General features: G+C 67.5%; 19 protein-coding genes. 4 read left to right on the top strand and 15 right to left on the bottom strand.

Annotated features, from left to right (window positions below; genetic code table 11):
• Positions 1-172: 172 nt before the first annotated feature.
• Complete coding sequence (locus VDQ83_RS09360; protein ID WP_263394635.1) at positions 173-532, bottom strand: response regulator; 360 nt, start codon at positions 530-532, stop codon at positions 173-175.
• A 4-nt stretch (positions 533-536) separates the two neighbouring features.
• Entirely contained in the window at positions 537-1652 is a 1116-nt protein-coding gene (locus VDQ83_RS09365; protein WP_455434708.1) for an ATP-binding protein, read from the bottom strand.
• A gap of 692 nt (positions 1653-2344) precedes the next feature.
• On the opposite strand from VDQ83_RS09365, the gene VDQ83_RS09370 reads away from it, so the two are divergent.
• Both VDQ83_RS09370 and VDQ83_RS09375 read left to right on the top strand, forming a co-directional pair.
• Positions 2345-4282 carry a M61 family metallopeptidase gene (locus VDQ83_RS09370; RefSeq protein WP_455434709.1) on the top strand — a complete coding sequence of 646 codons (1938 nt, stop codon included), beginning with the start codon at positions 2345-2347 and terminating at the stop codon, positions 4280-4282.
• A 582-nt stretch (positions 4283-4864) separates the two neighbouring features.
• Entirely contained in the window at positions 4865-5332 is a 468-nt protein-coding gene (locus VDQ83_RS09375) for a PaaI family thioesterase (protein WP_455434710.1), read from the top strand.
• Positions 5333-5704: 372 nt separating this feature from the next.
• Here VDQ83_RS09375 and VDQ83_RS09380 read toward each other — a convergent pair whose 3' ends face one another.
• The 7 genes from VDQ83_RS09380 to folD form a co-directional block, all read right to left on the bottom strand.
• A complete protein-coding gene (locus VDQ83_RS09380) occupies positions 5705-7861 on the bottom strand; it encodes a prolyl oligopeptidase family serine peptidase (RefSeq protein ID WP_455434711.1) in 2157 nt (718 codons plus the stop codon).
• Between the two features lie 32 nt (positions 7862-7893).
• On the bottom strand, positions 7894-8247 hold the full coding sequence (locus VDQ83_RS09385; RefSeq protein WP_455434712.1) for a hypothetical protein: 354 nt from the start codon (positions 8245-8247) through the stop codon (positions 7894-7896).
• Positions 8248-8335: 88 nt separating this feature from the next.
• Positions 8336-9655 (bottom strand): sensor histidine kinase, encoded by a 1320-nt coding sequence (locus tag VDQ83_RS09390; RefSeq protein WP_455434713.1) that lies wholly within the window; start codon positions 9653-9655, stop codon positions 8336-8338.
• Entirely contained in the window at positions 9652-10326 is a 675-nt protein-coding gene (locus VDQ83_RS09395) for a response regulator (RefSeq protein WP_455434714.1), read from the bottom strand. The genes VDQ83_RS09390 and VDQ83_RS09395 overlap by 4 nt, the downstream gene beginning before the upstream one ends.
• Positions 10327-10676: 350 nt before the next feature.
• Entirely contained in the window at positions 10677-12242 is a 1566-nt protein-coding gene (guaA, locus tag VDQ83_RS09400) for a glutamine-hydrolyzing GMP synthase (protein WP_455434715.1), read from the bottom strand.
• Between the two features lie 146 nt (positions 12243-12388).
• Positions 12389-13846 (bottom strand): IMP dehydrogenase, encoded by a 1458-nt coding sequence (guaB, locus tag VDQ83_RS09405; protein WP_263394645.1) that lies wholly within the window; start codon positions 13844-13846, stop codon positions 12389-12391.
• A gap of 164 nt (positions 13847-14010) precedes the next feature.
• A complete protein-coding gene (gene folD, locus VDQ83_RS09410; protein ID WP_455434716.1) occupies positions 14011-14931 on the bottom strand; it encodes a bifunctional methylenetetrahydrofolate dehydrogenase/methenyltetrahydrofolate cyclohydrolase FolD in 921 nt (306 codons plus the stop codon).
• A gap of 51 nt (positions 14932-14982) precedes the next feature.
• Here folD and VDQ83_RS09415 point away from each other — a divergent pair, with 51 nt between their 5' ends.
• Together VDQ83_RS09415 and VDQ83_RS09420 are read left to right on the top strand one after the other, a co-directional pair.
• Positions 14983-15279 carry a DUF1244 domain-containing protein gene (locus tag VDQ83_RS09415; RefSeq protein ID WP_263394647.1) on the top strand — a complete coding sequence of 99 codons (297 nt, stop codon included), beginning with the start codon at positions 14983-14985 and terminating at the stop codon, positions 15277-15279.
• Positions 15280-16053: an alpha/beta hydrolase gene (locus tag VDQ83_RS09420; protein ID WP_455434717.1), complete on the top strand. Its 774-nt coding sequence runs from the start codon at positions 15280-15282 to the stop codon at positions 16051-16053. It begins immediately after the preceding gene.
• Positions 16054-16159: 106 nt separating this feature from the next.
• Here the strand turns inward: VDQ83_RS09420 and VDQ83_RS09425 are convergent, their stop codons facing one another.
• From VDQ83_RS09425 to moeB, 6 genes are all read right to left on the bottom strand, one after another.
• Entirely contained in the window at positions 16160-16546 is a 387-nt protein-coding gene (locus VDQ83_RS09425) for a DUF3325 domain-containing protein (RefSeq protein WP_455434718.1), read from the bottom strand.
• Positions 16539-18206, bottom strand: coding sequence for a PepSY-associated TM helix domain-containing protein (locus VDQ83_RS09430; RefSeq protein WP_455434719.1), 1668 nt, complete (start codon positions 18204-18206; stop codon positions 16539-16541). The genes VDQ83_RS09425 and VDQ83_RS09430 overlap by 8 nt, the downstream gene beginning before the upstream one ends.
• 27 nt (positions 18207-18233) lie before the next feature.
• On the bottom strand, positions 18234-18551 hold the full coding sequence (locus VDQ83_RS09435; protein WP_263394651.1) for an iron uptake protein: 318 nt from the start codon (positions 18549-18551) through the stop codon (positions 18234-18236).
• Positions 18552-18588: 37 nt separating this feature from the next.
• Complete coding sequence (locus VDQ83_RS09440) at positions 18589-20730, bottom strand: TonB-dependent siderophore receptor (protein WP_455434720.1); 2142 nt, start codon at positions 20728-20730, stop codon at positions 18589-18591.
• A 490-nt stretch (positions 20731-21220) separates the two neighbouring features.
• On the bottom strand, positions 21221-23065 hold the full coding sequence (locus VDQ83_RS09445) for a monovalent cation:proton antiporter-2 (CPA2) family protein (RefSeq protein ID WP_309920588.1): 1845 nt from the start codon (positions 23063-23065) through the stop codon (positions 21221-21223).
• Positions 23066-23413: 348 nt separating this feature from the next.
• Entirely contained in the window at positions 23414-24553 is a 1140-nt protein-coding gene (moeB, locus tag VDQ83_RS09450; RefSeq protein WP_455434721.1) for a molybdopterin-synthase adenylyltransferase MoeB, read from the bottom strand.
• Positions 24554-24890: the final 337 nt, after the last annotated feature.

Below are 24890 nucleotides of genomic sequence, written 5' to 3' on the forward strand. Positions count from 1 at the left end.
GCTCGCCGCCGTTGGCCTCATCTCACACGCGCCGCAACCACGCGCCGATCGCCGGCCTGCTTGCGGGACCATTGCGACGACGCCGGTTCCTGAAACGAACCGATTTTTTCGAGCTGTCCTAGCGTTACAGCGCGGCCGATCCGACACGCCGTGGCGCGGCGCGGTGGCGACGTCATGCGCTGCCTTGCGAATCGAGCGTCCCCAACAACTCGTGCATGCGATACGGCTTGGACAGGAAACGCGCGGTCGGCGGCAAGGGCGGCAGCTGCGAGAGCGCGTAGCCGGACACCAGGATCGTCACGCAGTCCGGATTCATCGCCTGCGCGGTCCGCGCGACCTCGATGCCGCTCACGCCGCCGGGCATGCTGATGTCGCTGATCACGCAGTCGAACTGGCCGATGGCCAGTTCCGCCTGCGCCTGGATGCCGTTGGCCGCCTCGAGCACGTCGAATCCGGCATCCTTCAGAGCGAGGACCGTCACCATCCGCAGCAACGCGTCGTCCTCGACGTACAGGATCTTTCTGTTGGTCATGGCGTCAATTCGCAACGGGGATGTACATGGTGACCTGGGTGCCTTCCCCCTCCTCGCTTTCGATGGTCGCGAACCCGCCCGACTGGCCGGCGAATCCGAACACCTGGCTCAAGCCCAGGCCGCTGCCGCTGCCGACGTCCTTGGTGGTGAAGAACGGCTCCATGGCGCGCAGCCGCACCTCCTCGGTCATGCCCGGGCCGTCGTCCTGCACCGCGACGCAGACGTAGTCGTGATCGGGCTTGGCTTCCACGTGCTGGGTCGCGTCGGACCGGCAGAGCCGGGTGGAAATCACGATCCGGCCGTGCGGCATCGCATCGCGCGCGTTCGCGACCAGGTTCATCAGCGCCGCCTCGAACTGGCTGGCGTCGACCACGACCGTCGGCAGCGCCTCGGCAAGCTCGAACTCGCAGGCGATGCTCTCGCCGGCCACCCGCCGATACAGCTCGGCGGCCTCGACGATCAGCATATTGATCTCGTTCGGCTCGGGCACCAGATCCTGCCCGCGGGCGAAGGCCAGCATCTGCTGCGACAGCCTGCTGCCGCGCTCGGCCGCATCGGTCGCCGCGCCGATCAGCAGCTTGCTGCGCGCGTCGTGCTGGCTCTTGGCCAGCAGGTCCAGGCTGCCGACGATGATCGCCAGCAGGTTGTTGAAATCGTGCGCGATGCCCAGCGTCAAGCGGCCGATGGCCTGCACCTTCTGCGCCTGCGCCAGGGCGCGTTCGGCCCTGCGCAGGTTTTCGGCGGCGTTGAACTTTTCGGTGACGTCGCGGGTGACCTTGGCATAGCCGACCAGGGCGCCATCCTTCCACACCGGATCGATGACGACGCTGGCGCGGAAATGCGAGCCGTCCTTCCTCACCCGCCAGCCCTCGGCCTCGTAGCGGCCTTCGCGCTTGGCCGTGTCCAGCCCCTTCCGCGGCAAGCCGTCGGCGGCGTCCTGCGGGGTATAGAACCTGGAAAAATGCTGGCCGATGATCTCGGCCTCTTCGTAGCCCTTGATGTGGCGGCCGCCGGTATTCCAGCTGAGGATGAAGCCGTCCGGATCGAGCATGTAGATCGCGTAGTCGGTCACGCTCTGCAGGAGCAGCCGGTCTGCTTCGGTCGCAAGCGGAATGCGCATTCAATCAAGGTGGCGCTGTGAAGTGCACTCAAAGTAGCCAGCTATTTGTTAGTTTTTTGTGGATTTCGTCCCCGTTGCAGCGAATCGCCCGCGCGCCCTTGCCGCGCCCGGTGCAGGACAGCCAGCCGGCGGGACGCTAGGGGCTTCGCTTGTTGCAAACGGCGCTTCCTAGCCGCCATGGTGGATTGCCTTGGCCGGCCGGCTTCGGTCGGCGCCACCCGCGCCGGCGCCGGCGGGATGCGCAGCGGGCGCGGGCTCGGTGGCCAACCCGGGTTTGCGCTGCGGGCCGATCATCTCGTTGACATGATCACCAGCGCCATCCTGACAACGCCTTCGAACAACGCCGCCGGGAAGCCGGCGCGTTGATCGGATCAGCGGTCGGATCCGTCGGCTCTGATCGGCTTGCGGATAGCCAGCGCGATCTTCGTCCGTGCTCGCCGAAGATCCGAAAACCGGCACGCGCTACCGCACGGTATTCGACGCCTTGGTCGTGGAATTTGCATGTCCTGATCCACAGCGATCCAAGCCGAGGCCATTGCAGGTAATCTTCGCCGCAATTTGCTGTGGCTGGAGCCGCTGATCTCGGACGAGCTCTGTGAAGGTCCGGCACTGCGAGCGAGAGACCGGCGCATTCGAAACCGCGTTTGGCTTCTACCGAGAAGCCGGCGCAAACGATGGGAAGGAGTTTTGACATGATTGCGACAGCGTTCGCTTGGCGAAGTGGCTGGCGGTTGCTCGTCGCCGCAACGGCGTGTCTTGTCGGCGTCTCCACGGCCGTCGCGCACACGCCGACGCTTCCGGTCCAGACGCTGGAGAGTCCATCGATCGCGCGGCCGGACGACCACGTCTTTGCCGGCACGATCGAACTCGACGTCGAGCAGGCCGATGTGGCGCACAAGCTGTTCGTCGTTCGCGAGCGCATCCCGGTACAGCAGGCGGGCGCCATGACGCTGCTCTACCCGCGCTGGGAAGCGGCGAGCCATGGACCGAGCCTCTCGGTAGTCGATCTCGCCGGGCTGCAGGTAGAAGCCGATGGCCGGCCGCTGGCATGGCGCCGCAATCCGCGCGATCCGCACGCCTTCGATCTGGAGGTGCCTGCCGGCACGCGGACGATCGAGGTGCGGTTCCAGATCGTGGGCGCCGACGATGAGCTCTCGCCGGACCTGGTGGTCGTGCCCTGGCAGCGGCTGATCCTGTACCCGGCCGGCTGGTACGCGCGCAACTTGACCATTGCCGCGACCGTGACATTCCCCGCTGGACTGCAGCCCTTCACCTCGCTCGTGGCGCTCGACAGCCGCGACGGCAGATCGCGGTTCGCGCCAGTCTCGCTCGAAACCCTGCTCGACGCGCCGGTCTACGCTGCGCGCCACGCTCGGCAGCTGCCGTTGTCCGCGCTGGGACCGGCGACGGTGTCGGTCGACCTGATCGCGCGCCGGCCCGACGATCTGGCCGTGGCGCCGGAGCGCATCGATGCACTGAGCCGCATGGTGGAGCAGGCGGGCGCCGTGTTCGGCGCGGCACCGTTCGGGCGCTATGCCTTCCTCGCCCGGATGGAGGACGACGGGTCGGCCGGGGGAACCGAGCACCGGAGGTCGAGCGAGATTTCCCTGCCCTCGAACTACTTCTCCGACTGGGAAGCGCAGCTCAACAACCGCGATATCCTCGCGCACGAATTCGTCCACGCCTGGAACGGCCTCTATCGGTCGCCTGCCGATCTGTGGACGCCCACGCCGAACGAGCCGCAGGGCGGCAGCCTGCTCTGGGTCTACGAAGGACAGACAGAGTTCTGGGGCCGCGTGCTCGCCGCGCGATCGGGGCTGCGCACGCGCGAGGAGACGCTCGACAAGCTGGCGCTCGATGCGGCCGAAATCGCCAACCGCCCGGGCCGGGCCTGGCGACCGCTGTCGGACGACGTCAACTATCCCTCGTTCATGCTGCGCAAGGCGGTTCCATGGCGCGACTGGCAACGCCGCCGGGACTATTATCTGGAGGGCGTCCTGCTGTGGCTCGACGTCGATGCCCTGTTGCGCAAGCAGAGCGGCGGGCGGCGCGGGATCGATGATTTTGCGAGGATCTTTTTCGCCGGCGCCGCGCCCGATGCGCCGACGCGGACCTACGTATTCGACGATGTGGCCAAGGCGCTGAACGCTGTCGCGCCGTATGACTGGCCCCGCTTCCTCCGGCGCTGGCTCGACGGCCACGCGGAACTCGATGTGTCCGAGGGGCTGGCACGCCAGGGATGGCGGCTGGCCTACAGCGACACCGCGACCGCTACCTACCGCCAGAACGAGAAGGAACTCGACGTGACCGATCTGTCCTACTCGATCGGGTTGACGGTGGCCGATAGCGGACTGGTCCGTTCGATCGCGTGGGATGGTCCGGCCTACCGGGCGGGAATCGGCCCAAAGACGAAGATCGTGTCCGTCGGCGGCGTGCCGTTCACGGGCGAGGGGCTGATCGAAGCCGTGCGCCATGCGGCGCACGCTCCGATCAACGTGACGTTCGAGCAGGACGGCCGCACTGTCGCCCGCACCCTGGATTACCGCGGCACGCTGCGCTACCCGCACCTGGAACGGATCGCGGGGCAGCCGGATCGGCTGGGGACGCTGTTGGCGCCGCGGCAAAAATGATCCAGCCTCCGCTGCGCGTCGCCGGCGCTGCCGCCGCCCTGCCCTGCTGACCCCCGATCGGGCCGCGGCTTTCCCTCGATCCCCAATATCGAAGATGTTCCAAGCATGGCGATCGTCCCAAGCTGGGGACAAGCACCTGCCTACGAGCTTCTGCGATGCGCGCGGCCCACTCCAGCATGGCAACCCGCGCCACGTCTTCCAGTTCCTTGTGGCTGGCACCGTCGCGGACCAGATCGACATGCCGGTCTGCACGGTCTGGACGAAGCGGCGAGAGCGCGGACATCGGTCGAGCCGGGATCTCTGCATCGGCAATGGCACGGCGCAGACGTGACTCGAGGCGTCCAGGGTGACCGCCCGGGCGATTTCACCAGTTCGCCGAGTCCCGCATGGCCTTCGCTGCCGACCGAGGAGCGCGTGGCCATGCAGCCGCGCGAAATGTCGGCCACGCCCCCGTCAGGGCCGCCGCTTGGCACGGCCATATATTATGGTCATCATATAAACAGAAAGGCGATGCGCCCTGCAGACGCCAATCTTGCCGAAGCCGTCCGCGCCCTGCGGCCGGCCCACATTGGAGACATGCCAGTGAATCTCGTCGACGAAATCGCCCCCGGCCTTTCCGGGCTTGAGACCCTGCAGGCGCTGATCGCCGCCGGAGGCCGACCGCCGATCGGCGATTCGCTGGACTTCACTTTCGTCGAAGCCGGCGATGGATGGGCCGTCTTCGCAGGCACGCCCGGCGTGCACGCCTACAACCCGATCGGCACTGTCCACGGCGGCTATGCCGCGACGCTGCTCGATTCGGCGTGCGGTTGCGCCGTACACTCCACGTTGTCGGCGGACCAGGCCTACACCACTTTGGAACTGAAGGTTTCGTACCTGCGCCCGATCACCGCCGATACCGGCCCGCTCCGCGCGGAAGGCCGCGTCCTGTCCGTCGGCCGCCGTGCCGCCTTTGCCGAGGCGACGCTGAAGGACGCCAACGCGCGCATCTATGCCAGCGCGACCTCGACCCTGCTGGTGATGGAGCGCCCGCAACGGCAGCGCTCCTGACCCGAAAAAACAGCAACTGCAAAGTTCGTCCGGGTACGCCGGAAGATCCGGAACCGTCTCGATGGACCTTGGGACGGTCGCGTGCACCGTGAGAGCGCCCTCCGGCACGTCTCCCTCACGCTCGAGCGCAATCTCGGCGAAGGCCCTTGGCGCTCCCAGCGCCGGAAAGCCCGCCGGCGGCACAGCCGTAGCCCAACGGCCATGAAGTCGCAAGCCTCACGACGAGCTTTACCGAGCCAGTACAGCGCATTGCCCCGGCGTTCGACGGGCTGCAGCGCATGTTCCGTTTCGCCGTCCACCGACATAGCGCTCCAGGATGCATCTAGCGGCGCCCAGGCATGCACGAAAGACAAACCGTAGATCGCGGCCGGGTCATTCCACCCATCGCTTGCTCTCGTCTCCTACGTTGAGGCCCGTCCAACGCGCCGCGAACGCCAGCATGTCGGCCGCCTCCTCGATCACCTTGCTGGTCGGCTTGCCTGTGCCATGGCCCGCTCGGGCATCGACCCGCAGCAGCCGCGGCCGGGGCCCCAGGTCCGCAGCCTGCAGTGCAGCGACATATTTATAGCTATGCGCCGGCACGACGCGATTGTCCGCATCGGCGGTCATCACTAGGATCGCGGGATACGGCTTGCCTGCCCTGACATTGTGATAGGGCGAATAGGACAGGAGGTTGCGGAAATCGGCCTCGCGCTCGCTATCGCCGTACTCGCCAAGCCACAAGGCGCCGCCGGTGAACTTGCCGAAACGCAGCATGTCCATGACGCCGACGCTCGGCAGTGCCGCCGCAAACAGGTCGGGACGCTGGTTGACGACCGCGCCGACCATCAATCCGCCCGCGGAGTCGGCATAGATCGCGACGCCGTCGGACGGCGCCATCTTGTTCGCGCGCAGATACTCGGCCGCGCCGATCATGTCGTCGAAGCCGTTCTGCTTCTTCAAGCCGCGCCCTGCCGCATGCCACGCTGCGCCATATTCGCCGCCGCCGCGCATGTTGACGAACGCGACAGCGCCGCCCTGCAGAATCCACGGAGTCAGCATGGCGGAATAACCCGGCGGCATGCTGATCGCGAAGCCACCATAGCCGGTCAGGAGGGTCGGAACGGGGCCAGACGTACCTTTCCGCCGTGCGATGAACATCGGCACCCGCGCGCCGTCCTTCGACCGATAGAAATGTTGCGAGACGGTGATCGAGGCCAGGTCGGCGCCGATCTTTGGCGTTACCCATGCACCCACTCGTCCGCTCGCGACGTCATATCGATAGACCGTATTGGGCTGGTTGAAGCTCGCGTAGACGAAGAATGCTTCGCGATCCTCCAGCTCGCCGACGACAGTGCTCACGCTGCCGATGCCGGGCAAATTCACAATGCCCTCGGCGCTGCCATCAAGCTTGAAGCGGTGGATCTCCGATTTGGCGTCGACAAGGTAGGTCGCGAGGAGCCGCCCCCCGGACAGATATCCGCCGGTCAAGATGGCGTCCTGCTGCGGCAGCAGGTCCGTGAACACTGGCCTCGGCGCATCGAGATCCACGCTCACGATTTTCGATCGTTCGGCGCCCTTGTCGGTCATCAGCAGGAGCCTCGTGCCGACATTGCCAATGACCGACCATCGATCCCGTGCGTTCTCGATCAATGGGCGGGGCGATCGGCCGCGCCGCCCCAGGTCGACCACCGAGACGTCGGCATGCACCAGATCATCGCTCGAATAGACGATCGCATAACGGCCATCGGCGGTGAGGCCGGCGGAGTTGATCCGCCCAGGCTTCGATGGTGTCGCGAAGAACAGCGTGTCGTCCGCCTGTGGCGTGCCGATCCGATGGAAATAAATGGCGTGATTGAGAAGACTTGCGGCGTCGGCGGCGCCGCGCCTGGGTTCGGGATATCGGGAATAGTAGAAACCCGATCCGTCATTGGCCCATGCGATCTGCGTGAACCGTGCCCACTGCACGACGTCACCCGTCGCCTTCCCGGTTGTCACGTCGAGGACGCGGATCGTGCGCCAGTCGCTGCCGCCATCCTGCACGGCATAGGCCACGCGCGTCCCGTCTCGTGATGCCCTCCATTCCGCAAACGCGACGGTGCCGTCCTTCGACCATGCCGCGGGATCGATCAGGACGCGCTCGGCGCCCGCGCCGTCGCGCATGACCAGCACGGGTTGGTTCTGATCGCCCGCTTTGCGCGTGAAGAAGTAATGGCCCCCGCTCTTCTGCGGGATGCCGAGGCGCTCATAGTCATAGGTCGAGGCGAGCGATCGGCGGAAGACCTCACGGCCGGGAAGGTTGGAAAGGTACGCCGTCGTCAAGCGCTGCTGCGCGTGGATCCACGCTGCGACGTCCTTGTCGGTGCGGGAATCCCCTTCGAGCCAACGATAGGGATCCGGAACGGATACGCCGAACCGATTGTCGGCCACCATACCGCGCGTTGTCTCCGGGTACGCGATCTGCATGGTGTCCGGGCCGGGCGAAGATTCTTTCGCCGTGCTCCCACCATCGAAGCAAGCCGTCTGCGCACCCGCCAACACGGCGGACACGCATAGTGCTTTCCCGAACCGTCGTCGGGAGATCAACGGCACCACTCCGGCCGCTCGCCGCGTTCTCGCCCTCGCTCGGCCTCACGGTTGCACCGCATCCTGCGGACTGTCTCCACATTGTCCCGCGCGGCTTCAGCATTGTTCCGCTGCTGCTCGGACGCGTTGAGCAACGCGTCGTCGCGGCGGCGCTGCTGTTCAAGCATGCACCTCGTGAAATCCCTGCCGTGATCCGCCCCAAACCGTTCGCAAGTTCTACGGTCTTCTTGGTGGGCTTCGCGCCCCCAATCGATCGCGGATGCGCTGCCCGCGACGCCAGCAGTGGCCAGAATCGCGGCGAGCGTCATCAATGCGGATCGATACAAGCTGATCGGATTTTTTCTGGTCATTTCCTTGCACTCCTTTCGGTGCCGTCATCGGCGACACCGCTAGGAAAGCAGGCCAAGATTGCGGGAACCTGGGCTCGAGCAAAAAACGTCAGCGCGAAGCAAACTCGGCACGCACGATCGTGCCGCCGCCAGGCGCGCTTGAGATCGAAACCCGTCCGTCGTGCCTTTCAATGATCTGCTGCACCAAGTTGAGGCCGAGTCCGCTCCCGGTCGAACGTGGTCGCAAGCGATGGAACGGTTCGAACACGCGTTCACGCTCCTCTGGTGGTATGCCCGGACCGTCGTCCTCCACCTCGAAGCCTGCTTCCAGTACGCGCAGAACGACATGATGCCCGCCATGCTCGATTGCATTCTGGATGAGATTCGTCATCACCCGCTCGATCGCGCCCGTATCACCGCGAAGCGACGGTTTTCCTTCGATCTGCAACTCGATCGAGCGCTCCGATGCAATCAGTAGCGGCGCCAGATCCGCCGCGACACGCCGGGCGAGCGCTTCGAGATCGATGCTTTCGTCGCTCCAGTCGGCGTCCAACCGCTGAATATCGAGCATCTGCTCGGCCAGGTTGCTTAGCCGTGCCACATCGCCACTCAGCTTGCGTGTGGCCGGCTCGGCTGCGGTGTCCACTTTCAAGCGCAGGATGGCGATGGGCGTGCGCAGCTCGTGCGCGGCGGAGGCGATGAAGCGCCGCTGCCGCTCATAGCCCTCGTCAAGCCTGCGCAGGGCATCGTTCACGGCTCGCACCAACGGCGCGATTTCGGTCGGTACATGCTCCTCGCTCAGCCGCCGCCCACGCCGGTTCGCGTCGATCTGCTCGGCCTCCTGAGCGATCTTGGATACACCGGCGAGCGCTTGCCGAACGATCCATGGCGTCACCAGCAGCGAGATCAGTGCCAGTGCGAGGAAGATTGGGATGACGATAAAATTGGACGCAAGAAGAACGACGAGACTGACGTCGGTCAGCTTGCCATGTCCCAGAATCGTCAAGGTCCCGGCCGGGGCGACCTCTCGCCGGATCACCGCCGACAGGCGGTAAGGTGGAGACCGATCGCGCAGGTGCGCGTAGGATAGATCACGCAGCCGCCCGAGAAGCGATGCGTATTGCGACGGCACGCTGCCAAATGCGACGCTTCGGCCGGAATCGTCCTCGGCCACAAACCAGAGATCCGGAGATTTTTCGCGAAGCTCGGCCAGTTCCGGTGTCTCGCGCACCGAAAGACTCCCGTTCTGATCACGGACGATCGCGCGCGCGATCACCGGCGTAATCGCCTCGTCGGTGTAGAGGCCGCCGCTGTCCATGCGAAGCGCCAACGTCATGAAGAATGTGCAGGCGATCAGCAATGTCTCGAGTTGGAAGATCAGCGGTTTGACGATCAGCGGGCGTTTCAGCGAAGGCGAACCTTGCTTCATGACAGATCTTTCAACAGGTAGCCGACGCCCTTGATGGCGTGGATTTCGACCTGCGCACCCGCTTCGGCGAGCTTGCGGCGAAGGCGCGAGATGTGGGAGTCCAGCGTGTTCGACTGCACCTCGTCGTCAAAACCATAGACTGCCTGCTCGAGAGACTCTCTCAGTACCGTTCTGCCGCGACGCTTCACGAGCGCGGTCAGAACGCGCAACTCTCGGCGGGCAAGATCAAGCCTGGCACCTCCGACGCTCGCCTCGTCGTTCGTCACGTCGAACACAAGCGCGCCGACATGGATTTCCTCGCTCCCCAACTCTGCGGGACGCCGCCGTACCGCGCGGATGCGGGCAAACATCTCGTCTATATCGAACGGCTTGATGAGATAGTCGTCAGCGCCTCGGTCCAGGCCAGCAATACGGTCGATCACTTCGCCGCGCGCGCTCAGCACAATGACCGGAAGCCCAGGGTGGGTTTCACGCAATATCGGCAAGAGCGACAGCCCATCCCCATCCGGCAGAGTGCGATCGAGCAGCACCAGATCATAAGATCCCGACATGGCCGCTTCCTGCGCCATCGATATGCGGTCCGCCTGATCGACAATGAAGCGCTCTCGCTCGAGCGCAATTCGCAGCGCGTTTGCGAATTCCGTCTCGTCCTCAACAATCAAAACTCTCACGATTGCACCTCGGATCGACATGTCGTGCCGGACGACACCTTGGGTAGGTGCGGCCTCTATCGCACGGCTGGCATGACGCGCACGTACATACCGTCTCGAGCCGCGACCTTGCACATCGTGCTCCGCGGCTTCAGAGCCTCGATCGCGGCATCCGGCTGCATTTGCGCGTCGCCTCCAAAAGTACCGGGATACGATTTTGGAGTGAGTCTTGGCGGGAAATGACCTTCCTCAGATACTCATGTCGAAAGATACCGCCAAGCTCATCGCTTCTGACGGTACTTCCGATTTTGCGGCTGATCAATATGGGCGAGGTCCATCGCGCAGTCCGGATACGCCCGGATCGGCAAAAATCACTCCCACTCGATCGTCGCCGGCGGCTTGCCGGAGATGTCGTAGACCACGCGCGAGACGCCGCGCAGTTCGTTGATGATGCGGTTGCTCACCGTGCCCAGGAAGTCGTACGGCAGGTGCGCCCAGTGCGCGGTCATGAAATCGATCGTCTCCACCGCGCGCAGCGCGATCACCCATTCGTAGGCGCGCGCGTCGCCGACCACGCCCACCGACTTGACCGGCAGGAACACCGCGAACGCCTGGCTGGTCTTGTCGTACAGGTCGGCCTTGCGCAGCTCTTCGATGAAGATCGCATCGGCCTTGGCCAGCAGTTCGGCGTACTCGCGCTTCACTTCGCCGAGGATGCGCACACCCAGGCCGGGGCCGGGGAACGGATGGCGGTAGACCATCGTGCGCGGCAAGCCGAGTTCCACGCCCAAGCGCCGCACTTCGTCCTTGAACAGCTCGCGCAACGGCTCGACCAGACCCAGCTTCATGTGCTCGGGCAGGCCGCCGACGTTGTGGTGGCTCTTGATCACGTGCGCCTTGCCGGTCTTGCTGCCGGCCGATTCGATCACGTCCGGATAGATCGTGCCCTGCGCCAGCCACTTGGCGTTGGCCAGCTTGTTCGATTCTTCGTCGAAGATCTCCACGAACAGGTTGCCGATGATCTTGCGCTTGGCCTCCGGATCGCTCACGCCGGCCAATGCGTCGAAATAGCGGTCGGCGGCGTTGATCCGGATCACCTTGACGCCCATGTGCTCGGCGAACATCGCCATCACCTGGTCGCCTTCCTGCCAGCGCAACAGGCCGGTATCGACGAACACGCAGGTCAGCTTGTCGCCGATCGCCTTGTGCAGCAGCGCGGCGACCACCGACGAATCCACGCCGCCGGACAGGCCCAGGATCACTTCGTCCTCGCCGACCTGGGCGCGCACGCGCGCGATCTGGTCGTCGATGATGTTGGCCGCGGTCCACAGGGTCTCGCAGCCGCAGACGTCGACCACGAAGCGGCGCAGCAGGGTCTGGCCCTGCAGGGTGTGGGTGACTTCCGGGTGGAACTGCACGCCGTACCAGCGCTTGGCCTCGTTGGCCATCGCCGCGACCGGAATGCGATCGGTCACCGCGGTGATGGTGAAGCCCGGCGGCACCTGGGAGACGTGGTCGCCGTGGCTCATCCACACGTTCAGGCGCGCGGCGCCGGGATGGTCGCTGAGGCCGGAGAACAGCGCGTCGGGCGCGACCACGTCCACTTCCGCATGGCCGAACTCGCGCTGGTCGGCCGCCTCGGTGGCGCCGCCCAGCTGCGCGGCCAGGGTCTGCATGCCGTAGCAGATGCCGAACACCGGCAGGCCGCTGTCGAACACTTCCTGCGGCGCGACCGGCGCACCCGGCAGCGTGGTCGATTCGGGGCCGCCGGACAGGATGATGCCCTTGGCGCCGAAGCCGGCGATCTCGCGCGGATCGTGGTCCCAGGCCCAGATCTCGCAGTAGACCCCCAGTTCGCGAATGCGCCGCGCGATCAGCTGCGTGTACTGCGCGCCGAAATCGAGGATGAGGATCTTGTCGCTGTGGATGTTTGACATCGGGACTCGGGACTCGGGACCCGGGACTCGGGATCCCGCGATCCGGTAGCGATTGACGATGAAGAAACGGCGAGGAGGAATCGCTTCCTCCGTCGCCGTCCAGCTGCTATGCCGAGTCCCGAGTCCCGAGTCCCGAGTCCCGGCACTTACCCCATCCGATAGTTCGGCGGTTCCTTGGTGATCTGCACGTCGTGGACGTGGCTCTCGCGCTGGCCGGCACCGGTGATGGTGACGAACTTCGGCTTGGTGCGCATTTCCTCGATCGTCGCGCAGCCCACGTAGCCCATCGTGGCGCGTAGGCCGCCGATCAGTTGGTGGATGATGCCGCTGAGCGGGCCGCGGTACGGCACGCGGCCTTCGATGCCTTCCGGCACCAGCTTGTCGGCGTCGGAGGCGTCCTGGAAGTAACGGTCCTTGCTGCCCTTCTCCATCGCGCCCAGGCTGCCCATGCCGCGGTAGCTCTTGTAGCTGCGGCCCTGGAACAGTTCGACCTCGCCCGGGGCTTCCTCGGTGCCGGCGAACAGGCCGCCGACCATCACCGTGGAGGCGCCGGCGACCAGCGCCTTGCCGATGTCGCCCGAGTAGCGGATGCCGCCGTCGGCGATCAGCGGAATGCGGTCCTGCAACGCCTCGGCGACCATGTCCACCGCGGTGATCTGCGGCACGCCGACGCCGGCGACCACGCGCGTGGTGCAGATCGAGCCCGGGCCCACGCCGACCTTGACCGCGTCGGCGCCGGCGTCCATCAGCGCCAGCGCGGCATCGCCGGTGACGATGTTGCCGCCGATCACCTGCAGCTGCGGGTAGGTCTTCTTGACCCAGGCCACGCGGTCGATGACGCCCTGCGAGTGGCCGTGCGCGGTATCGACGATGACCACGTCCACGCCCGCCGCGGCGAGCAGCTCGATGCGCTGCTCGGTGTCGCCGCCGACGCCGACCGCCGCGCCGACCAGCAGGCGCGTGGATGCGTCCTTTGCCGCGTTCGGGTTGTCGGTCTTCTTCTGGATGTCCTTGACCGTGATCAGGCCGCGCAGCTCGAAGCCGTCGTTGACCACCAGGATCTTCTCGATGCGGTGGCGGTGCAGCAGCTGCAGCACTTCCTCGTCGCTGGCGCCTTCGCGCACGGTGACCAGGCGATCCTTCTTGGTCATGATGTGGCGGACCGGATCGTCGAGCTTCTTCTCGAAGCGCATGTCGCGGCTGGTGACGATGCCGACCAGCTCGCTGCCGTCGACCACCGGCACGCCGGAGATGTTGCGCGCGCGGGTCAGTTTCAGCACTTCGCCGATGGTCGTTTCCGGACCGACCGTGAACGGCTCGGTGATCACCCCGGATTCGAACTTCTTGACCTTGGCCACTTCGGCGGCCTGCTGCACCGGGGTCAGGTTCTTGTGGATGATGCCGATGCCACCGAGCTGGGCCATGGCCACCGCGAGGCGGTGTTCGGTCACCGTGTCCATCGCCGCCGACAGGATCGGCAATTTCAGGCGCAGGTCGCGGGTCAGCCGGGTTTCCAGGCTGACGTCCTTCGGCAGGACGATCGAGTGGGCGGGGACGAGCGAAACGTCGTCGTAGGTAAGAGCTTCAGCCTGGATGCGCAGCATCGGCGGACCCGAATGTGGGGAAGCGCGGCATTTTAACCGGAAATGGGGGGCTGAGGCTATGGGAGAAGAAGCCGGGACCGGGGACCAGGGACCGGGGACCCGAAGAACGTCTCTCGGTAAAGCCACATGTATCGGCCACCGATGCTTCGGCTCGGCGTTTGCTTCTACCGGGTCCCCGGTCCCTGGTCCCCGGTCCCGGCAGCACCAGCTGCATCAGCCGCTTCGATCGTGTTCTGCATCAGCGTGGCCACCGTCATCGGCCCGACTCCGCCCGGCACCGGGGTGATCCAGCTGGCGCGCTGCGCGGCCGCGTCGAAGCCGACGTCGCCGACCAGGCGGCCGTCGTCGAGGCGGTTGATGCCGACGTCGATCACCACCGCGCCGGGCTTGACCCACTCGCCGGGGATCAGGCCGGGACGGCCCACCGCCACCACCAGGATGTCGGCGTCGCGCACCCGCGCCTGCAGCACGTCGGGCGGGGTGAACTTGTGGCAGCAGCTGACCGTGCAGCCGGCGATCAGCAGTTCCAGCGCCATCGGCCGGCCGACGTGGTTGCTGACCCCGACGATGGTGGCGTTGCGCCCGCGCACCGGCTGGTCGGTATGCCCGAGCAGGGTGACGATGCCGCGCGGCGTGCACGGGCGCAGGCCGAATTCGCGCAGCGCCAAGTGGCCGACGTTCTCCGGGTGGAAGCCGTCCACGTCCTTGCGCGGGTCGATGCGGTGGATCAGCCGGCTGGCGTCGGGAATGCCGGGCAGCGGCAGCTGCACCAGGATGCCGTGGACCTTGGGATCGGCGTTGAGCCGGTCGATCAGCGCCAGCAGCTCGGCTTCGCCGGTGCCCGCCGGCAGGTCATAGTCGAACGCCTCGATGCCGACCTTTTCCGCCGCGCGGCGCTTGTTGCGCACGTACACCGTGGACGCCGGATCGCCGCCGACCAGCACCACCGCCAGGCCCGGCCGCGGCTGCCCGGCCGCCAGCCGCGCATCGACCCGGGCCTTGAGCTGGTCGAGCAGGCCGTCGGCGATGCGCCGCCCGTCGAGGATGCGGGCTGGAACGGAGGAGACGGGCGCGGAGTCGGTCATCAGGGCGAGCGGGTGTAGAGTCTGGGGGACCCCATTGTCCCTGATTCCGCCATGACCGACACCACCCGCATCGAGGCCGCCGCGTTCCGGCGGCTGCTGCAGCACCTCAACCAGGAGCGCAGCGACGTGCAGAACATCGACCTGATGATCCTGGCCGGCTTCTGCCGCAACTGCCTGGCCGACTGGTACCGCGAGGCCGCGGCCGCCGAAGGCGAGACCCTGAGCAAGGAGCAGGCGCGCGAACGCGTCTACGGCATGCCCTTCGCCGACTGGAAGGCGCAGTTCCAGGCCGAGGCCACCCCGGAGCAACTGGCGGCCTTCGCCGACGCGCAGCGCCGGCACGGATAGATGCTGCGCAATCTGGGCATCGTGGCGGCCATCGCGATCGTCGCCTACCTGGTGGTCTGCGCCCTGCTCTACCTTGGCCAGCGCGAACTGCTGTATTTCCCGCAGGCGACCCGGGTGCCTGCGGCGCAGACCGATTTCACCCTGCAGCGCAGCCCCGCCCTGTCGTTGCGCGGCTGGCGGGTCAACCCCGGCCACGACAAGGTGTTGCTGTACTTCGGCGGCAACGCCGAAGACCTGCGCCATGCCCGCGCGCAGCTGGCGCCGCTGCTGCCCGACTACAGCGTGTACCTGCTGGCCTATCGCGGCTACGGTGCCAGCGACGGCACGCCGAACGAAGACGCCCTGATCAGCGACGCCCTGGCGTTGTACGACCACGTGCGCGCCACCCAGCCGCAAGCCGAGATCGCCGTGCTCGGGCGCAGCCTGGGCAGCGGCGTCGCCAGCCAGCTGGCGGCGCGGCGGCCGTTGGCGCGGCTGGTGCTGGTCACTCCGTTCGACAGCCTGGCCTCCGCCGCGCAAGCGCACTACCCGTGGGCGCCGGTGCGCTGGCTGCTGCGTGACCGCTACGACTCGGCGAGCGCGCTGCGCGGCTACCGCGGCCCCTTGCTAGTACTGCGCGCCGGACGCGACCAGGTGGTGCCGGCATCGAGCACGCAGCGCCTGCTCGATGCGCTGCCGCAGCCTCCCGAGCTGGTCTCCCTGCCCCGCGCAGGACACGACGACATCAGCGCCGACCCGCGCTATGCGCAGGCGTTGCGGGCGTTTTTGCGCTGAGGCTGCGTCTCCCGGGCCGTCCGGAGAACTTCGGTTTTCCCGAGGCCGCGACGGCAAGGTGCCGGCGGGGCTGCGGACGACGCGACAACGGACCGGCGCCTGGCGCCTATCGGTCCCGTAGAGGATCCCTGCGCCGCTGCGCGCGTGCCTCGCCCGCGTGGGCCGGCAGCGGGCGCGCCCACGGAGCGAGCACGCGCAGCCAATGCGGGCGCCAGGCCAGGGTGAAGGCGACGAGCAGCGACGCGCCGGTCAGGGTCATCACCCAGACCAAGGCCGCCATGGAGGCATGATCGACCGCCAGGCACAGCCCCAGCGCAACGACGAGCGCGGACGCGCCCATCCAACGCAGCACGCGCGCCGCCGGCAGCGACGGAACGCGGCCCAGGACCTGCTGCGCGTGCGCCTGCATCGACAGCGCCAGCCAGCCCATGCCGGCGACGCTAGCGAGCACGGCCGCCGCCAACAGGCAGGCCGAGGAGAGGGCGTCAGGCACGTGCAGGCTCCTCGGCCAACGAACGCGGCTGCGCGACGCGCGCGCGCCGTCCCAGCCTGCGTGCGGCCACGAACGCCAGCGTGGCGCTGGACAGCAGGAACAGGTCGATGCCGGCGACCGGCCAGTAGCCGGCCGCGAGCGTACGCACGAGGTGGTCGCCGGTGGTGATCCAGTTCAACGCCACCGCGGCCAACGCACCGGCGGCGATCGCCCAGCACTGTTCGCGCCAGGCGGGATTGGGCAGGCCCTGGGCGACCGCCGCGCTGCGCCAGGTCGCGTGCAGCAGCGCCAGCATCCAGGTCGCCCAGAACGCCCAACGCTCCCAGTCGCCGCGCGCTGGCAGGTCTTCCGGCAGCAGGCGGTTGGCCAGCAGGATTCCCAGCGTCGCCAACACCATGCCGGTGACCGTGGTCACCGCCAGCGCGTCGACGATGCGCGCGCCCTGGCTGCCCTGCTTGGCATGCTGGCGCTTGCGTTTCTCGACGAAGAACACGAAGCCGGTCGCGATGCACACCGCGCCGGCCAGCCCGCCCAGCACGTAGAACCAGCGCAGCAGCCAATGGCGGAAGTGCTGCAGGTGCAGCCCGGTGAGGAACTCGCTGACCCGCCCGACCGGCGTGGTCGGCGGGTCTTCCCTGATCAGCGCGCCGGTCGAGGCCTTGAAGTGCACGCCGTCGCCGACCAGCGCGATGCGGTCGGTGCCGGCACGGTACACGCTGACGTAGCCGTTGGCGTCGCCCACGTGCTGCAGCACCAGGAATCCGACCTCGCCAGCCTTGCCCTTGGCCTGCCAGCGACGCTGGGCTTCGGCGACCATCGCATCCACCGGCGCCAGGCCCGCGGGTACGCCGGCACGGTCGTGCGGCAGCCCGGTCTCGCGCGCTTCCACCTGCTCGTGCAGGTCGTGCAACTCATGCAGTTGGGTATGGCCGACCGGGAAGTAGTAGCTGCTGGCGAAGATCACCAGCCCGGTGAAGGCGAAGAAGAAGTGGAACGGCAGCGCCACCACGCCGGTGAGGTTGTGCAGGTCGAGCACGCTGCGCAGCCGCGCCTTGCCCGGACGGAAGGTGAAGAACTCGCGGAACAGCTTGCGGTGCATCACCACCCCGCTGACCAGCGCGACGAGCATCATCAGCGCCGAGAACCCGACGATCCAGATACCCAGGTTCTTCCAGTCCAGCGTCAGGCTGTAGTGCATCGGGTAGAAGAACTCGCTGCCGAGCTTGAGGCGGTCGTTGGGCAGCGCGCGGCCATTGCGCGGGTCGATGGTGCTGTAGGCCCAGATGGCGTCTTCCGGGTCCTTGGCATTGGGCACGTCGTAGCCGGCGTACAGCGCCAGCACCGGGTCGCGGTGGGTGGTGTAGGCGCTCCAGCTGACCACCGTGTCGAAGCGCTCGGGCATGGCGCCGTTCACGCGCGGGCGCATCGCGTCGATGGCCTCGGGCGTCGGCCGCATCCGCTCGAACGCCGGGCGCAGCACGCGCTCGAACGAGGGCATGGGCTGCGGCTCGATGCGCGTGGCCGGGATCGCCCAGCGGTCGATCTCGCGGTCGAACACCGACAGCGCGCCGAAGAAGAACGCGGCCATGAGCACGAAGCCCAGGACCAGGCCGAACCAGGTGTGCAGCCAGGCCATGGATTGACGGAAGCTCTGGAACACGACTATCTCCGTTTCAAGGTCGGCACATTACGCCAGCAACGATTGCACGTACGACGCGCCGGCGGCCATCAGCGCACCGGCGCCCAGCAGCACCGCCCAGACCCGCGCCAGGCGTCGCGCCGCGATCGCCCACAGGAACGCCACCAGATAGGCGAGCAGTCCGGCGATGGCGCCCAGGAACTCGGCATCGTGGAACTCCATGTCGGCCGCGAACAGCAAGGCGGTGACTGCGGCGACCGTTCCCCACGCGAAGGCGTAGCCGCCGAGCACCGCCGCGGCGATGCGCGAGGCCAGGCGCAGGCGCGGGGCGGCGAAGGGAGCGGAGCTTGCGGCGGTGCGGGACATGGCGTCGGCGATGGTCTATGCGTGGGTCGGAGCGGGGTCAGAACCGCCAGTTCAGGCTGAGCGTGTAGTTGCGCGGCGCGCCGTAGTAACCGCTGTAGCGCAAGGTGTTGATGTACTTCTCGTCGGCGAGGTTGTTGGCGTTGAGGCGCACTGTCGCGTTGGGCAGGAAATCCCAGGCGACGAAGCCGTTGAACACCGCATAGCTGCCCTGGCGCACGGTGAAGCCGCTGCTCTCCACGTTGGAGATATCGCTCTGCCAGCGGCCGCCGATCCCGAAGGACAGCGCGGTGTAGCTGGGCAGGCGCGCGCTGAGCATCAGGTTGGCGGTGCGCCGCGGCACCCACCGGTAGGTGTCGTCGCCGTCCTGGCCGGTGAGCTTCAGCGCGGTGTAGCCGAACACCACGTCGAGGTCGTCGGTGAGCTTGCCGGTCGCCTCCAGTTCCACGCCCTTGGACTCGACATCGACGCCGGTGTAGTAGAACTGGCCGAGCGCGTTGTAGCCGGCGCCGGTGGCCAGCCCGTTCTGCTCCGCCTTGAACACGGCCAGCGTGGTCAGCAGGCGCTGGTCCAGCCAGTCGGCCTTGATGCCGACTTCGTAGTTCGACCCCTTGGTCGGATCCAAGTAGCGGCCGTTCTCGTCGGACTGGCTCTGCGGCTGGTAGATGTCCGAGTAGCTGGCGTAGCCGAGCACGTGTTCGTTGAAGTCGAACGTCAGCCCCGCGTACGGGCTGGTCTTGCTCTCGGTCTGGTCGAAGACCACGCCGTAGTTGACGCCGTCGCGGTGGTATTGGGCATAGTTGACGCCGACCACGGCCTTGAGCCGGTCGCTCAGCGTCAGCCGGGTCGCACCGTAGGCGCGCTTGAGCCGCTCGTCCAGGGTGCTGTACACGGAACTGTCGCCCCACACCGGCTCGGCGATGGCGTCGCCGGGCCAGGGGAAGCTGGGCATGGCGAGATAGCCGCAAGGCGCGGCGCCGCACATCGCCTGGGCGTATTCGCGATTGGTGTTCTCGCTCCTGGACCAGCTCACCCCCAGCATCACTTCCTGGTCGCGGCCGAACATCTGGAAATGGCCGTTGAGCGTGGCCGCGCCCAGGTCGGCGGTCAGTTCGTCCTTGCCGCCCCATGGGTAGCCGTACAAGCCCAGGTTGGTGCCCGGCTGCAGGCCGGTGCCGGCCAGGTCGGTGGCGTAGAACAGCTTGTCGTCGTTGCGGATGTCGCGGCGGTTGTAGGACAGCTTCAGCAGCCAGTCCGGGCCGAACTGGTGCATGTATTCGACGAACGCGGTCTGGGTGGTGGTGTCCCAGTAGGTCCAGTCCTGCGTGGTCGAGGCGCTGCGACTCCATTCGGCCTGGGTGCCATCGCTGTACATGAAGCCCAGCGCGCCCCACATGTTGCCGTCGGTCTGCGCGTCCTGCCAGGAGTAGCCGAACGTCAACGTGCCGTTCTCGCCGATCTGCCCGTCGACCACGCCATAGAAGAAATCGCGCTGGTCGTCCTTGCCGCGCAGGTAGGAACCGCCTTCCTCGTGGGCGGCCACCACGCGGCCGGCCCAGGTGCCGTCGGCGGTGAACGGGGTCGAATAGTCCAGCTCTTCGCGCGTGGTGCCCCACGAGCCATAGCTGACGCCGACCGTCCCGCGCGGGTCGTTGGTCGGGCGCTTGCGCACGTAGTTGATCGTGCCGGCGGCGTTGCCCACGCCGGTCAACAGGCCGTTGGCGCCGCGGATCACTTCCAGCTTCTCGTAGCCGAAGGTGTCCACCGCGCCGGTGACGATGCCCCAGCCGTTGGGCAGGCCGACGCCGTCGATCTGGGTGTTGGCGATATCGAAGCCGCGCGCGGTGAAGGTGGTGCGGTTCGTCTCCCATTCCTCGACCTGGATGCCGGTGCTCAGGCGCAGCGCCTCGTTGAGGCTGTCGGTGCCGAACTGCTCCATCTGCGCGGCGCTGACCACGCTGATCGACTGCGGCGTGTCCTTGATGTCCAGGTCCAGGTTGGTCGCGCCGTTGCTGACCCGGCTGGCCCGCTGGGAGACCACCATCACCGCGTCCAGGTCGGTTGCGGCGGCGTCGGCGCTGCCGCCCTGCGCGCCGGCCGCGGCGTCCTGCGGCGCGGCGAGCGCGGCGCCCGACAGGCACGCCAGGCCCAGGCCAATCGCGATGGCCAGGCGGCCGCGCATGAAGGACGACGGATTCTTGTACGTCGCGGATTGCAGCCGACTGGAATTCTTTGAGCGCATTGGCCTGTCTGGGGGGCTAAGGAGTAAAGCGGTGAGCGCGGCTTCGCACCGGGCAGCGGGCTTTCAGGAAGCGGCGCGTGGTCGGTGCGGATGCCTGAAGCGCCCGATGAGTGCAATTAAGAATGATTCGCATTTTATAGACAGGTTCAGCGGCCGTCAATCGCCGTTCCAATCGACGCGCCGTGGTGCGTGGGGCCAAGCGGGTACTCAGGCTGGCGCCATGGCGAACCGTCAGGAGCCGCCTGTGCTTTTGGAACCTCTCCGCAACACTCGAGAAATGGCTCCGGCTTCATCTCCACCGATGGCAGACCGGGCGCGGCGGGCTCTGTTCGGCCCGACCCTAATAGGCCTCTTTCCGGATGGATCCTTGAACGTCGGCCACTCGCCGAGGAATGGAGCGCAGCGTCCCGTTGCCGGGCAGCGCCCTGCCCTAGTCGTCCCGCCCCGACGGCGCGTCTTCCGGCACCGCTTCCGGATTGAGCGTGCGGCTCTCGCGCCGCGGCGGGGTGAACGGAGTCGGCTTGGGCACGGTCGGGACGGCGTTGCCGTACATCAGGCCGCTGCCGGCGCGCACGTCGCCGGCGGCGATCTCCAGCTCCAGGCGCTCGGCGTCGCGGCGGCGGATCTCGCGGGCGATGCCCGCGGCCTCGTCCTCGGCCATGCCCAGTTCGATCAGCGCGGCCTGGCCGAATTCCACCGCCGATTCGAAGGTCTCGCGGATCTGGTAGTCCACGCCGGCGGCGATCAGTTTCAGCGCGTGCTCGCGGTCGTACGATCGCACCAGCAACTTGGCGTGCGGGAACTCCTGTGTGGCCAGCTCCACGATGCGGTTGGCCGCCTCGCGATTGTCGATGCACACCGCGATCGCGCGCACGCTGTGCGCACCGGAGGCATGCAGCACGTCCAGGCGGGTGCCGTCGCCGTAATAGATCTTGAAGCCGAACTCGGCCGCGCTCTGGATCATCTCGATGTCGTTGTCGATGATGGTCACGTCCACGTCGCGCGCCAGCAGCGACTGGCTGGCGACCTGGCCGAAGCGGCCGAAGCCGATGATCAGCACGCTGCCGGTGAGCCCGTCGGCCGCTTCCACGCCGTCCAGCGACGGCGCCTCCACCGGCGCCCAGCGCCGGTACAGCAGCACGAACAGCGGGGTCAGCGCCATCGACAGCACCACGATCGCGGTCAGGTTGGCGTTGACCCGGGCATCGATGACCCCGGCCGCGCCGGCCGCGGCGAACAGCACGAACGCGAACTCGCCGCCCTGCGCCATCAGCACGCCGCGGTCCAGCGCCTGCGCGTTGCCGCTGCCGGTGACGCGCGCGACCAGGTAGATGCAGGCGGCCTTGGCGGCCATGAACGCGAGCACGCCGCTGAGGATCAGCGGCCAGTTCTGCGCGACCACGGCGAGGTTCAAGGCCATGCCCACGCCGAGGAAGAACAGCCCCAGCAGGATGCCGCGGAACGGCTCGATGTCGGCCTCGATCTGGTGACGGAAGGTGGACTCGGACAGCAGCACCCCGGCCAGGAACGCGCCCATCGCCATCGACAGCCCGCCGAGCTGCATCAGCAGCGCCGCGCCCAGCACCACCAGCAGCGCCGCGGCGGTCATCACTTCGCGCGCCTTGGCCGCGGCCAGCAGCCGGAACAGCGGGTTCAGCAGCCAGCGTCCGGCCACCAGCAAGCCGACGATCGCCGCGGCGCCCACGCCGATGCCGACCCAGCGCGACGGCGCGTCCGGCATCGCCGGCAGCGGCGCCATCCATGCCACCACCGCCAGCAGCGGCACGATCAGCAAGTCCTCGAACAGCAGGATCGCGACGATCTTCTGCCCGGCCGGCAAGGCGATGTCGCCGCGCTCGCCGAGCAATTGCATCACCACCGCGGTGGAGGTGAGCACAAACCCGGACGCGGCGATGAAGGCCACCGGCAGCGGCATTCCCAGGCCCAACCCGACCCCGGTCAGCACCGCGGCGCAGACCGCGATCTGCAGCGTGCCCAGGCCGAAGATCTGCTTGCGCAGGCTCCACAGATGCGACGGCCGCATCTCCAGCCCGATCACGAACAGGAACATCACCACGCCCAGTTCGGCCACATGCAGGATCGCCTGCGGATCGGCGAACCAGCCCAGGCCGAACGGCCCGATCGCCAGGCCCGCGGCGAGATAGCCGAGCACCGAGCCCAGGCCCAGGCGACGGAACACCGGCACCGCCACTACCGCGGCGCCGAGCAACGCCACCACCTTGATCAATTCACTGCTGTCGACTGCATTGGTCATGCGCCGATTCTACGCACAAGGCCGGGATGGCCCCAGCCCATGCGCCGGCGCGCGACATGGTGGCGTGGTGGTCGCGACGGGAGTCGCTTTCGTATTGCATGGACGCAGGCGCGCGTCGACTGTTGCTGTTCCCTTCTCCCAGCGGGACCATGGCCCCCTTTTTGGGGGAAGGTGCCCCGCAGGGGCGGATGAGTGTACGGGCGCAGCCTCGTGTACCTGAACCACGAGACGCTTCGCGCCGTACCCTCACCCCAACCCCTCTCCCGAGAGGAGAGGGGCTTTTGCTTCGTGACGTTTGCGCGCAACTGACTGCAACTGTGGGCCAGCGAAGGCGGCTCCGCGTCCGGCTCAGGTTTCCGCGCCGCAGAATTGCGCGTAGTCGATGTAGCCGGGGAAGGCCCGTCCCGGCGCGCACAGCGGGCACTGCGGGTCGGCGGCCAGGCGGGTTTCGCGGAAACGCATCGCCAGTGCGTCGAAATACAGCAGGCGTCCGCGCAAGGGCTCGCCGATGTCCAGCAGCAGCTTCAGCACCTCGTTGGCCTGCAGCAGGCCGACGATGCCGGGCAGCACGCCGAGCACGCCGGCCTCGGCGCAACTGGGCGCGAACTCCGGCGGCGGCGGCTCCGGAAACAGGCAGCGGTAGCACGGCGCCTGGCCACGATGGCGGCCGGCATCGAACACGCTGACCTGGCCTTCGAAGCGCTGCACCGCGCCGTACACCAGCGGCTTGCCCAGCTTCACGCAGGCATCGTTGAGCAGGTAGCGCGCGGGGAAATTGTCCGAGCCGTCGAGCACCACGTCCACGTCCTGCAGCAGGCGTTCGACATTGGCTGCGGTCACCCGTTCGCGCACCGCCTCGACCGTCACGCCCGGATTCAACGCGCCCAGCGCCGCGACGGCCGAGGCCACCTTGGGCTGCCCGATCCGCGCCTCCGTGTGCAGGATCTGCCGTTGCAGGTTGCTGCGGTCGACCACGTCGTCGTCGGCGATGCGCAGCTGGCCGACCCCTGCCGCGGCCAGGTAGAAGCCCGCCGGCGAGCCCAGCCCGCCGGCGCCGACCAGCAGCACGCGTGCCGCCTGCAGCCGCCGCTGGCCCTCGATGCCGACCTCGGGCAGGCGCAGGTGGCGCGAATAGCGCTCGAAGAAGTCCTGCTGCTCCGGCGCCAGCGCCGGCCGCTGCAGCGGCAAGCCGTCGCGCTGCCAGCGCGTGGTGCCGCCCAGCACCGAGGCGATTCTCGAATATCCGGCCCGCTGCAGGAACAGCGCGGCCTCGTGCGAACGCTTGCCGCTCTGGCAGATCAGGATCACCTCGGCGTCGGCCGTGCCCAGATGCGTGGCCGGGTCGTCCTGCAGTTGCGCGCGGGCCACGCCAAGCGCGTCCTCGGCCATGCCGGATGCGCGCTCGTGTTCCTCGCGCACGTCGATCAACCGCGCGCCCTGGGCGATGCGCGCGCGGGCCTGCTGCGGAGTCAGTTCGCTGATGCTCATGCGCCCATTATCGGCGCAAACCGGCGGCGCGTCGTTCGCGTCGCGACGTACCGACCGCATCGTATGTGGGCCGATGGACGGAAGCTGCCTCGCTCTTCCCTGCTCCGCCTCCCCCAAGCGCTGCATGGCGCATCTCGATCGCCTCGAGGTACCCAGGCCGCAGCACAGCGGCCGGGGCCGGTCGGCGCAACGCCTGCTCACACGGGCGACCCAACGAGCGCCTTTCGGCGGCCCACGGGCCGACGGCGGAACGAATACGCGAACACCTCGACCACTTCGCCGACATCGACGGCGCGGCCCATCTCGATCGCACCAGAGCGGCAGACCGCCAATCGGT

The organism is Xanthomonas sp. WHRI 7945 (assembly GCF_035026585.1).